This is a genomic window from Pseudomonas sp. CGJS7 (assembly GCF_036961695.1).
The window spans coordinates 19,469-32,439 of sequence record NZ_JBAMDI010000005.1; the positions used below are offsets into that span (position 1 = coordinate 19,469).

Genomic DNA, 12,971 nt, shown 5'->3' on the forward strand with positions numbered 1-12,971 from the left:
AACGCCATCTACAGACAATCCAGAGGTCGACGCAGTGGAGTTGCAGCAGGGTTTTGTCCTGACCCGGCACTGGCACGATACGCCGGAAGGCACCTGCGTGGAGTTCTGGCTGGCCACCGATGACGGGCCGCGGCTGTTGCGGCTTGCGGCGCAGGAGTCGGTGGCTTTCATTCCTCAGGCGCAGGCCGAGCACGCCCGTGTGCTGCTGGCCAACGAAACCGGGACGAAGCTCAAGCCACTGCGCCTGAAGGACTTCGAGCATCGCCCGATGCTCGGCCTCTATACCCGCCAGCATCGCCAGTTGATGCAACTGGAGCAGCGTCTGCGCACGGCCGGTATCGACGTGTTCGAGGCCGATATCCGGCCGCCGGAGCGTTACCTCATGGAGCGGTTCATCACGGCGCCGGTGCAGTTTACTGGCCAGCCGGATGCGCAGGGCGTTTACCGGGAAGCCCAGCTCAGGCCTCTGCCAGGCTATCGCCCGGCGCTGCGCCTGGTGTCGCTGGACATCGAGACCAGCGAGCGTGGTGAGCTGTACAGCATCGCGCTGGAGGGCTGTGGCCAGCGCCAGGTGTACATGCTCGGCCCGGCCAACGGCGATGCCAGCGGGCTTGACTTCGACCTGGAGTATTGCGCCGATCGCGCCGCCTTGATCACCCGGCTCAACCAGTGGATGGCCAGGCATGACCCGGACGCGATCATTGGCTGGAACCTGGTGCAGTTCGACCTGCGCCTGCTGCATGAGCACGCCAAGTCGTTGCAGGTGCCACTGGCCCTGGGGCGCAACGGTGCGGTCATGACCCTGCGCAGCCATGCCGGTGGCGGCCATGTTTTCGCCGATGCGCCGGGGCGGCTGCTGATCGATGGCATCGAGGCGTTGCGTTCGGCCACCTGGAGCTTTGCCTCGTTCAGCCTGGAGAACGTTGCCCAGACCCTGCTGGGTGAAGGCAAGGCCATCGACACGCCGTACCAACGCATGGACGAAATCAATCGCCGCTTCGCCGAAGACAAACCGGCCCTGGCACGCTACAACCTGAAGGACTGCGAACTGGTCACGCGCATTTTCGCCCATACCCGGCTGCTCGACTTCCTGCTCGAACGGGCCTCGGTGACGGGATTGGCCGTGGACCGCAGCGGTGGGTCGGTAGCCGCGTTCTGTCACTTGTACATTCCACAGATGCACCGCCTTGGCTTTGTCGCGCCCAGCCTTGGCAGCCGGCCGGACGAAGCCAGCCCCGGCGGGTTTGTCATGGATTCGCGGCCAGGGCTTTACGACTCGGTGCTGGTGCTGGACTACAAGAGCCTGTACCCGTCGATCATCCGGACCTTTCTCATCGACCCGGTCGGGCTGATCGAAGGCCTGCGCCAGCCTGACGACGCACATTCGGTCGAGGGCTTTCGCGGTGGGCGTTTTTCACGCACACAGCACTGCCTGCCAGCCATCGTCGAACGGGTGTGGCAGGGCAGGGAAGCGGCCAAGCGCGAGGGCAATGCGCCGCTGTCGCAGGCCTTGAAAATCATCATGAATGCCTTTTATGGCGTGCTTGGCTCCAGCGGTTGCCGTTTCTTCGACCCGCGCCTGGCGTCGTCGATCACCATGCGCGGCCACCAGATCATGCGCCAGACCAGGTCCCTGATCGAGGCGTGTGGCTACGATGTGATCTACGGTGACACCGACTCCACCTTTGTCTGGCTCAAGGGTGCCCACGCCGAGGAAGACGCGGCGCGTATTGGCCGCGAACTGGTGGCAAAGGTCAACCAATGGTGGCAAGCCCATCTGCACGAGACCATGAACCTGCACAGCGCCCTCGAACTGCAGTTCGAGGTGCACTACCGGCGCTTCCTGATGCCCACCATCCGCGGCACCGACGAGGGCAGCAAGAAGCGCTATGCCGGCCTGGTGCAGCGGGCCGACGGTGCTGAAGAAATGGTTTACAAGGGCCTGGAGTCGGTGCGCACCGACTGGTCACCGCTGGCCCGGCAGTTCCAGCAGGAACTCTACGGCCGTGTGTTCCGCAGCGAGCCCTACCGTGATTATGTACGCGAGTATGTACGGCGCACGTTGGCGGGCGAGCAGGACGAACTGCTGGTTTATCGCAAGCGCCTGCGTCGCCCGCTGGCCGATTACCAGCGCAACGTGCCGCCGCATGTGCGTGCCGCACGCCTTGCCGACGACTACAACAAGCGCCTGCAGCGCCCTCTGCAGTATCAGCGTGGTGGCTGGATCAGCTACGTGATCACCACCGCCGGGCCTGAGCCGCTGGAAAACCTGCAGGCACCGATCGACTACGATCACTACATCAGCCGTCAGCTACTGCCGGTGGCCGACGCCATCCTGCCCTTTGTCGGCGATGATTTCGCGCGCCTTACCGACCATCAGTTACTGCTGTTCTGAGCGGGTGGTAGATAGCTAGGCGTCAGCATGACGCAACAGTCTTCAGACTCGGCCTTCCATGTCGTCGCGGAGGCAGAGATGCAGAACAATAGCAGTCAACCATCGGCTGCGGTCGATACCCTTGCCATGGCACAAGCATGCCAGGACCACTACATCGCACAGCGGTTGCCGGCCTGGATGAAGCGGCTGAGCATGGCCGAATTCACCCTGCTGAGCGAGGCGCTGCCTGAACTGCTGGCCTGCCGTGCAGGCTTGTCGTCAGTGCTGGCGCGGCTAGGCAACCTGAATGCATTTGCCCGGCCCTTGCTGCAGCAAGCGCTCGGTGCCCACGGCGACCTTGATGTCGATCGCCTGTACTTTCGCCAGTGGTACACCTTTCCCTCACACACGATCCATTATGTAACCAGTAGGTTTCCGGTTGTCGGCAGCGACTACTACGACATTCCTCTGCTCGAGGCCGCTTTGTGCAATTTCACTGCAGACCAGCAGCGCGACCAGGCACAGGGCAATTGCCTGGTCGATGTGCGCGGCGCAAGGCGCAGTGAGCTGTCTGCACCGGGCTTCGCCAGGCTGTGTCGAGCGCTGGATCTTGGGCAGAAATACCAGGCGCATCTGGATTCGGTACTTCAGCCCGAAGTCAGGGGATTGCTGACGCGACGGCAACGCTACAGCATGCTGGTGGATGCCCTGCAGGCCAGGGCGCAGGGCATATTGAGCGCAGACGAACTGCAGTGGGTGGTGGCGCTCTGCACCAAGGACACGCTCGACAAGCTCGAAGGCGCATCGGTTCGCGTGCGCCAGTTGGCGGTGTTCGGTTGCCGCTTGCAGCAAATCGTCGTGCTGGACGTGATCGACGCGGGCTTGCTGTTCAACACCAGCAAGCGCGTGCTGGTCTATGTACCGGGTGACCCGCACGGCCCCTGGAGCGTGCGCAGCGACCTGGAAGATTATGCCCGCCGGGTGCTTGGCAAACGCCTGCGCAAAGATGACTACCGGCGTTTCTTCAACCGCTTCGTGCGCCGACGCGATAGCCAGCGATTCTTCTCGGCCGTCAGTGAGCGGCTCGATGACGTGCCCGGCTGGGCAACCCGGGACCTCGATGAGCAGACCTTTGCCTATCGCCTGCCATTGTTCGAGCACCTTGCTGACGACTGGGTCGCGCGGATCAAGGACGATGCTGCGATCATCGCCCCGCCCGTGGCCTTGCTTGATCGCGAGGTCCAGGCCGAACACGCCCGCCGTTTGCGTGCTGAAGGCTGGACCCTGTTGGGTGTCGCAGGGTTCTTCGTTCCGGGCATCGGCGCGGTGTTGTTGGGGGTGATGGCCTGGGAACTGCTTGAGCAGACGTTCCAGGCTGTAGGGGACTGGCAGGAAAACGAACGCAATGCAGCGCTGGCGCACCTGCTGAATGTAGGCAAAGGGCTGCTGGCTGTCGGGGCAACCGTTGCGGTAGTCGCCACGGCCCGACGCGCCTGGAGTCTGGTGGACAACCTGGTACCGGCGCAGCTGGAAAACGGTGAGGAAAAACTGTGGAACGCAGACCTCGGCCCCTATCGCTGCGAAAGCCCGCCAGACACGGCGGTGCCGGACATGGAGGGTGTGCACCGTGTTGGCGAGCGCCGCTGGATCAGCATGGACGGGCACTGGTATGAGATGACCTGGCACAACGACGATGAACAGTGGCAATTGCTCCCTTATCAGGGCTATGCGCCGCCGCTCCGTCACAATGGGGCCGGTGCGTGGCGGCTGTGGTGCGAACAGCCCGCCGGGTGGGGCGACACACGCCAGTTGTTCCGCCGCCTGGGCGGGCCATTCAGCGACCTCGACGACGCGCAGATCGACCGGTCGCTGGCAATTCATGGCCTGGATGATCAGCATCTGCGGGCATGGCATGTGTATGGCCGACCGCCGGAGGCCGCGCTGCTCGACACCGTCACACGCGTGCGGCTCGCTGGCAGGATTGGTACGTTGGTCAACCAGTTGCGCGAGGGCGGTGTAACCGCAGACCCGCAACTGCTGGAGCGGGTCATGCGCCTTCCACAAGCCGCCGGCAAGGAAGGAGCAGCGTTGGCCGATGTGGCTTGGGCCGGGCGACGAGAACTGCTTCAGGCGTTGTACGAAGAGCAGAATCCCGACACTGAAACTGGCCGCCTCTTACGACAGAACTTTGCCAGCCTGCACCGCTTGGCCGCGGATGAGGTGCTGCGCGATGCCAGCGAGGATGACCTGCAGCTTTTGCGTGAGACGGGGCGTGTGCCGTTGCTGATGGCCGAGGCAGCAAGGTTGCAGGTTGCGCGGATTCGAATGGCGCGGGTGTACGAGGCGCTGTGCATCGATACGCCGCAAAACCTCGACCTGGCGCGTGTGGTCCTGAACCTGCTGGTGCATGTGCCGGGGGCTGGCGGGCCGGGGTGGCGATTGTACGACGGTGATGCCAGCGAGCCGTTACTGACGGTCGAGGGATCGGCGCAGACGTTTGACCTGCTTCATCGTCATGGGCTGTTCCGCCTGCGTGCCCCAACGCACACGGTTGCCGGTGAGAGGGGCGAGTTGTTCGAGACCTTGGCCGCAGCCTATGACGACGCATCGCAAGCGGCCATCGGCCAAGGCCAGCCCTTCGTGCCTGCGTTGCGCCAGGCGCTGACCAACGTTGCTTTCGACCAGCGCCAGACCGTGGTGAACCTGCTCAGGCTGGAACAGCCGAGCGGCTCGTTTCTCGCGCCGCAACGTCTTGCTGATGGCCGGATTGGTTACCCCATGGCGGGCGGCAGGCTCTGGGGGGCGTTAGGGCGAAACCGGCCAAGGGCGCTTCAGGCCCGGTTGCGAGACCTGTACCCGGCCTTTACCGACGAACAGATCGGGCGCTGGTTGGCCTCAAGTGACGCGCAGGCCCGGTTATCTGTGCTGGAACAGCAATATGGGGTGCTCAAAAGGCACTTGACCCAGTGGGCACGCAGTGCCTTGCTGTCACCAGAACTGGCCGCCCGGCGTGAGTTCAGAAAGGGGCTGATCAACTGCTGGCGCTGTCTTGTGCCGGAACTGCAAGGGCAAGCGGCACTGGACGACGGGCGTTTCATGCTGACCCAGACCATCAGCCGTTTGCGCCATCTGCCGGCCCTGCCCGCGCAAGTGGGCTTTCCTCACGTCTCGATCCTGGCCTTGCGCGCCATGCGCGTGGAGCACGTTCCGGACGAGTTTCTGCGGGCGTTTCCCAACTTGCGCAACCTGGAAATCACCCATTGCCGACTCACGCGCTTGCCATTGCCTCTGATGCTTGTCCAGAAGCTGGAGGTACTCGACTTGTCTGGTAACCAGATCACGCTCGACCAAGGCCAGGCGTTGGTCCTGGCAGATTGCCGGTCCCTGGTGTACCTGAACCTTTCGGACAACCCGTTGCGCAGGGCATTTTCCGTCCAGGCAATGACCGAGCTGAATGCCCTCTACCTGTCAAACACCCAGATGCCCGGGTTTCCCTACGGGCTGATGGACGCGCCAGAACTGCACACCCTGAACCTCAGCGACAACCGTATTTCTGAACTGCCCGAGGGTTTTCATCAGTCGCAGTTGTGGCGTTCGGGCAGGGTCGAGCTTTCCGGCAATCCGCTGGAGGCAGCATATGACGGGGTTTCAACCTGGCATTTGCTTGAGGCCAGTCGCGTGCCTTACCGGTTGCGCTTTCTGGATGCGTTACCTGGCGAACGTCGAGATGAAATGGCCGCACTGTGGGCCCATGTGGAGTCCGAGGAGCAGTCGGAGGAATTCTTCAATACCCTGTCGATGCTGACAGAGTCGGGTGCCTTCAATCGCTCATCGACCGCGTCCGCGCTCGCGGCCCGTGTGTTCGACATGCTCCAGGCGATGTCTGAGCATGATGCCCTCAGGCATGAGCTGTTCGAGCACGCAGCGGCGACCGGTTGCCAGGATAATGCCACCGCTCGTTTCGCTGACCTGGAACTGCGACTGATGATATGGCGCACGCGGCACGGTGAATCTGCCCGGCGGCCTGAGCTGGCCTTGCTAAGGCTCGGTGCCGGGATGTGGCGCTTGGCGTTGCTCGATCAGCTTGCCGCTGAACATGCCTATCGGGTGGGGGCGGGCGCTGAGTCGATCGAATTTGCCTTGGCCTATCGAATCGCCTTGCGCAATGTCCTGGACTTGCCTGCCCAACCCGGTGAAATGCTCTATGCAGGCATCCCGGCGCTGAGCCATCAGGACCTTCTCCTGGTCCGTGAAAGGGTCCTGATGAAACAAACCCGGGAAGATATCGCTCATTATCTGTCACGGCAGTGGTTCTGGCAGGATTACCTGCACAAGACTTTCCCGGTTCGCTTGCAAGTGCCACCCTCCATGCACGCTGAACTGGAACGGCTGATGGCGTTGGGAAATCGGGAAGAGGATATCGCACGGCTGCAGACCAGCAACCAGCAACGCGAGCATGCGGTGTTGCTGCAGTTGACGCTGGAGGCGCTGGACCGGAACACGGTGCAGCGTCCGCTCAGCTAGCGGGTTGGCGGTTGTCTGAGCGCAGGCATTAGCTATATAGCGCCTGGCGGGGAGCAGGCAACTTAGTCTGGCCTCTTTTCATGAAGAGGCCCCCGCTATGGACACCACTTTGCCGTCAGATGCGCAGGCCGCCATCGATGCTTTCCAGGACGGCATCATCGGCAGGCGCCTGCCACCTTGGTTGCGTCATGCACCTGCTGAGCAACTGCCTGAGATCGGCAGGGCATTGTCAAACAGCCTTCGCTGCTGTGAGCAAGTGAACACGGTGCTGCGAGGTATCGAGGGCATCGACAGTTTCGTCGCATCAGCCCTGGGGAAGGCCCTCGACGAGCGTTATGGGCTTGGCCGTAACCCTTACTCGCTCAGGTTTCTGGAGGGCCGCCGGGAAGCTGTGATCAACAGTCAGCCGGTGGGCGCGCACCTGACGGCCGTGGTCTATGAAGAAAAGCCGCTGCTCGAAGTGGCATTGCGCAACTTCACGGCCGCCCAGGCGCAGGAAGGTGGCCAGCCGCGCGGTAACCGCCTGCTGCTTCCACGCCACGGCACGGTCAAACCCCCTACAAGCATCGAGTTTGCCGGACTGTGTCGTGAGCTGGACCTGGGTGAGCGCTATCAACGTCATCTGGATGCCATCCTCACGCCCGCTGGCAGTGCCGAGCGCCTGGTGTCTCAGTTTGTAGATGCCAGGCGCTACACCATGCTTGTGGACGCCTACAAAGCCAGGCAGGAGGGAACGCTGGATGCCAGCGAACTCAATGTGATGGTGGCTGTGTGCGAGAAGGGGGAACTGCCGCGCCTGGCGGGCGACCTTGTGCTGGCCAGGCAACTGAAATTGCTGGGTTGCCCGATCGAGCAGGTCACCGTGTTCGTTGTCATTGAGCAGGGCGTCCTGTTCAACACGACGCGGCGGGTTTTGCTTTACGTGCCTGGGGACCCTTTTTCGCCTTGGCGCGCGTTCGAGAGCATCGACAAACTGAACCGCGAACTGGGCCGTTGCTTGCGAGACAAGGCCTACCAGCGTTTTTTCAGCCGCTTCGTGCTGCGGCGAGACAGCCAGGCTTTTTTCGCCCAGGTCGCGGAGCGCTTCGATGACCTGCCGAGCTGGGCTTTTCGCGATCTCGAACCGCGCTTGCAGGCTTACCCGCAGCCGTTGTTCATCAGCCTGGCACAGGCACGTATCCACCAGATCAAGGACGATGCGGCGATGATCGCGGTCCCTGTGGCCAGGCTGGATCGTGAGGTTCAGCGCCAGCATGACCTGCGCCTTGAAGCCGAAGGATGGGCGCTGCTCAACCTGGCCAGTTTCTTTCTGCCAGGGCTTGGCCTGGCGCTGCTGGCCGTGACGGCCTGCGAACTGCTGGGTGAGGTCTACCATGGCGTCGAGGCCTGGCAGGAAGGCGATCGCCAGGAGGCGCTCGACCATTTGATCCATGTGGCGACAGACCTTGCCGTGCTGGCGACCACGGTAGCCGGGGTGGGTGTGGCTCGACGGGTTTGGGCACGCTCTGCGAAGGTCGATGCCCTGGTGCCGGCTCGGCTGGAGGACGGCACAGAGAAACTCTGGCAACAAGATTTGACCCCGTTTCAAAGCCAGGCACCCGTTGCAGCCTCAAGCCCGGACGCCTTGGGTATTCGGCGTCAGGACGGGCGGGCCTGGATCGAAATGGACGGGCATCACTATCGCGTGACAGAGGCGGGTGATGATCAATGGCAGTTGTATCCGGTCGACGGCCACGGGCCGTTGCTGCGTCCCAACGGCTCAGGTGCCTGGCGGTTGTGGTGCGAGCAACCGGCTCGGTGGACCGACAAATACCGCATGTTCCGGCGTCTGGGCGAACCCTTCAGTGGGCTGAATGACGAACAGATCGATCAGGTTCTGCTGTTCCACGGCCTTGATGGCGACGACCTGCGTGGCCTGCATGTACACGCCCAGGCACCGAGCCCCGGGATGATCGACAGCGTGGCGCGGGTCAGGCTTGATCAACGCATCCGCAGCATGATTGGCCGTTTGCGCAGCGGCGAGCCGGTAGACGATACAACAGTGCTCGATCACGCTCGGCGCTTGCCAGGCGCGAGTGGCCTGGCAGATCAGGCACTGGCCGCGTTGGCCTGGACGCAGCGGCGAACACTGCTGCAGCACCTTTTCGAAGCCTTGCAGCCCAGCGATACCCCTGGCAGCGCGGCGCTGCGCCGGGTGTTCCCGGGGCTGAGCGCGCGCACTGCGCAAGCACTGGTACAGGCCGCCAGCAGCGTTGATCGCATGCGGCTGCTGTCCAGCGGAAGGGTTGCACTGGGGCTGGCCGAGGCGGCAAGGGGCAGCGTGCTGGCTACCCGCCAGGCTCGGGTATTTGAAGCGTTGTACCTTGATACGCCGCAGCATGCAGACCTGGCACGGGTGGCCTTGGGCTTGTTGCGGTATCTACCCGGAAGCGAACAAGGTGTGTGCTGGCGCCTTTACGAAGGCTCCCTGGGCGGGCCGATACTGGCGAAGACCGAGCAAGGGCAGCGGGCGTTCGATCTGGTGCACGTTAACGGTAGGTTTCAACTGCATGGCAGCCAGGGCACGGGGCTGGGTGAGGCAGGTGAGTTGTTCGACGTCATGGCGCCAGCCTATACCGAAGCGCAACGGCAGGCGATGGGGATCGGCGATCCCTTCGAGCACAACCTCAGGGTGATACTGGCGCGCGAAGCGGCACGCCATCGTGATGAGATCAGTCGTTTGCTTGGCGCGGTACGCCCAGGTGCTGTCCGAGGGCCCGTGCGCTTGGCCGATGGACGTATTGGCTACCCGCTGGGTGGTGGCGGAGTGGGTGGTTTCGCATCAAGGGGGAGTGCCCTGAGGGCAACGCTGCGCGATCTCTTTCCGTGGTTGAGTGATGAGCAGGTCGAGACCTTCGCCGATGACGCCAGGCGTTCAGGGCATCAGATTGAACACGTACTGGCTGACCTTCGCAATGAGTTCGCCATCCTGCGCATGACACTGAATACCTGGGTGGCACGAGGGCAGGGCGATGTCAGGGAAGATCGAGAGGCTCTACGCCAGACGTTGTTCAATTGCTGGCGGCGGTCGGTGGGCGTGGGGGAACTGCAAATCAATGCACAGGAAAACCTCCACGTCATGTTCTGCAATTTCAGATCGAGCGGCTTGCCCAACATACCCCCACAGGTCAGCTTCAGAGGTGTGACCAGCCTGTCGCTGCTGCACCTTGACCTTCTGGAGGTGCCCAGCAGCCTATTGCTGGCTTTCCCTAACCTGCAAACCCTCGATCTGGGTGGGAACCTGCTGACGCGCCTTCCGCAGCCGTTGCTGCAGATAGCGCAGTTGCGGCATCTGAGCCTGACCAACAACCGGATCGTCCTGAACATTGCACAAACCGCCACACTGGCCAGTTGCACGAGCCTGCAGTCTCTCGACCTGTCCCACAACCCCCTGGGGAGCAGGTTCACGTTGGCGGGTTTGGCTGAATTGCGTTGGCTGAACTTGCGCGACACACAGATCTCGCAGTTTCCACTGGGCGTGTTCGACAACGCTCAGTTGGTATCCATTGACTTGCGGGATAACCGGATCAGGCACATTCCAGAGGGTTTCTATCAGTTGCCCGTGTGGCAGCGGCGGCGGTTCCGCTTGAATGCGAACCCCTTGGGCGAGGCCCAGACGTCACGCTTGCAGGCTTCGTTGAGCAGCGACGATCCTGCCCTCGACGAGGAGCAAGTGCTTCTGCGGCTGCAGCACGCGCGTGAAGTATGGGGGGATGCCGTGGCCCCGGAGCATCGCGGCTTGATGCTTGCTGCCTGGGACTCGCTGGATTCAGGGCAGGACGCCGAGCGTTTTTTCCGGGTGCTTCGCCAGTTGTTGCTGTCCGAAGACTTTCGTGTCAATGCGCGTGCACTGGGCAATCGGGTAATGGCGGTATTGCAAGCGATGGCCATTACGCCAGAGCTGCGGCAAAACTTGCTGTCAGTGGCCAATGATGAGTGGGGGTGCCAGGACGGTGCAACCTGGTGCTTGAGCAACCTTGAACTGAATTTGTTGGTTTGGCAGGTTGAGCACGCGGCTCAGGGAGGAAGCGAACGCGCTTTGCTAGACCTGGGCAGACGTTTATGGCGCCAGGATGCAGTCGACCTGTTCGCTACCCGATGGGCGCTACAGCATGGCAGGACGCAGGAAGGAAGCGAGGTGGGGTTGGCTTTCAGGATCGGGCTGAGGGAGCGTCTCGACCTGCCATTGCAGGTGGGAGAAATGAGCTTTCTTGCGATCTCAGGCGTCCTGGATGCGGACCTTGCACAAGCAGAGGCTGCGGTGCGGGATGCAGAAACCCCGGAAGAGGTTGCCCGCTCCATGGTTGACCGTGAATTTTGGCAGGCGCACCTGGAGCGTTCCCATCCTGAGCGATTCGCTGCGGTCGACCTGCCGTTCAGAAGGCAGCTTGAAAGGGTGCTTGACGACGAAGCGCTGAGCGAAGGGGCCATGATCGACCAGGCGGATGCCATTCGTGATGCTCAGCGCGCTGCACGCAGAGGGCTGATGCTGGATATGACGATTCAAGCGATGGAAGAGGGACCCAAGGGGCCATCGATCGATGTGCGTTGACATACGCTCAGGGCAAGGGCTCGCCTGGCCCTGCCAAAGCGGCTTTGGGCTATGCTCAATCAAGCTGACTGTGGTTTGTACCAGCGACGTAGTCTTGGCTTCAGGTGGCTCGGAAATCGACAGTTACTTTTGCACACCCCGTTCTGGAATGAAGTGGTTTAGGCTCCCTGTCGGATTTTTCTCCATGATCTGTAGTCATTGGTTTATCGAGACAATAAGGAGATACGCATGCTTGTCCGGTCACTGACCCTCGCAACCTTGCTTGCTGTTGCCGGCCCCCTGTTTGCCGCAGACAGTGATGCGCCTCTAGCCAAGGAACTGGGCAAGGCCAGACCATTGGTGGTTATCGCTCCCAGCAGTGCCGACCCGACGTTGCGAGGGCTGAACAAGGCGCTTGAGGACCCGGCCACCCAGGCCGCGTTCAAGGAGCGCAACCTTGTCCTGTACAGCGTCGCCAACATGATGGGCAAGCGAGAAGACAAGAACCTGGAGCAGCAGACCACAATGGCCCTGATTCGGGAACTGAAGCTGGGGGCGAGCAAGGGTACCAAGGTGATTCTGGTGGGCAAGGACGGTGAGCGGCACATGCTCAAGGACGACGACACCGGCGAGGCCATCGACCCGCAGGTGATCCTCAAGGCGGTCGATGATCTACCTGCCAGCGAAAAGGCGGTGGCGGCACCCGAGCCCGTAGCGGCGGCCCCGCAAGCCAAGGAAAAGGACAGCAAGCCGGCCAAGCCCGCCAAACCAGCGGCCCCGCCCAAACCGCTGGAAGACTGATCACGCCTCATGGCCCCAAGGCACCTTGGGGCCCGTTGCCGGGTGGTGTGTATCGCACTGTATCTGCCTGTGCTGCAGACCTACTGCCATACAAAAGCGCGCCTGGCACGATACATCCCCGACAAACCGCAACGGCCTAATGGCTCCACTTTCCAACCCCAGTGGAGCTGCATCATGACTCAAGCAAAAAACACCCTCGGCCTGCTCGGCGCCGCCCTGATCGGCAGCATGGCATTGAGCAACAGTGCGTTCGCCGTCGAGCCGCTGGCTCAAGGTTACCAACTGGCCTCGGCCAAAGTGGCCGGCGAGGGCAAGTGTGGTGAGGGCAAGTGCGGGGGGAGCGGCAAGGCTTCCCAAAGCGAAGGCAAGTGCGGTGAGGGCAAGTGCGGCGCCGGCGCCAAGGCCGGGGCTGAGGGCAAGTGTGGTGAAGGCAAGTGTGGTGACGCCTCGTTCGCCAGAACCGACAGCAATCACGATGGCAAGGTCTCGCGCGATGAGTTTCTGGCGGTGGCCAAGGACCGTGCCGGTGATTTCGACACGATCGACCGCAACCATGACGGTTTCATCTCCGAGCAGGAAGCGGCGGATCACCTCAAGGCGATTTACCAGGCCAATGGCAAAGCCATGCCGGACGGCTTGTTCAGCCACCTGACCGGCAAACCCTGACGTTCTACCCCATGAAACGCCACAACGCTCCTCCTG

The 12,971-nt window shown here is 62.3% G+C and carries 5 protein-coding genes; all 5 read left to right on the forward strand.

Features of this window, described 5'->3' with window-relative positions; genetic code table 11:
• Positions 1 to 34: 34 nt before the first annotated feature.
• The 5 genes from V7787_RS05135 (at position 35) to V7787_RS05155 (ending at position 12,935) form a co-directional block, all read left to right on the forward strand.
• Positions 35 to 2,395 carry a DNA polymerase II gene (locus tag V7787_RS05135; protein WP_064492426.1) on the forward strand — a complete coding sequence of 787 codons (2,361 nt, stop codon included), beginning with the start codon at positions 35 to 37 and terminating at the stop codon, positions 2,393 to 2,395.
• A gap of 78 nt (positions 2,396 to 2,473) precedes the next feature.
• Positions 2,474 to 6,898, forward strand: coding sequence for an NEL-type E3 ubiquitin ligase domain-containing protein (locus V7787_RS05140; RefSeq protein ID WP_064492427.1), 4,425 nt, complete (start codon positions 2,474 to 2,476; stop codon positions 6,896 to 6,898).
• 97 nt (positions 6,899 to 6,995) lie between these two features.
• A complete protein-coding gene (locus V7787_RS05145) occupies positions 6,996 to 11,489 on the forward strand; it encodes an NEL-type E3 ubiquitin ligase domain-containing protein (RefSeq protein WP_198747141.1) in 4,494 nt (1,497 codons plus the stop codon).
• Between the two features lie 228 nt (positions 11,490 to 11,717).
• Positions 11,718 to 12,269, forward strand: a complete 552-nt coding sequence (locus V7787_RS05150) for a DUF4174 domain-containing protein (RefSeq protein ID WP_049587595.1) — start codon at positions 11,718 to 11,720, stop codon at positions 12,267 to 12,269.
• 174 nt (positions 12,270 to 12,443) lie between these two features.
• Positions 12,444 to 12,935 (forward strand): HvfA family oxazolone/thioamide-modified RiPP metallophore, encoded by a 492-nt coding sequence (locus tag V7787_RS05155; RefSeq protein ID WP_064492429.1) that lies wholly within the window; start codon positions 12,444 to 12,446, stop codon positions 12,933 to 12,935.
• Positions 12,936 to 12,971: the final 36 nt, after the last annotated feature.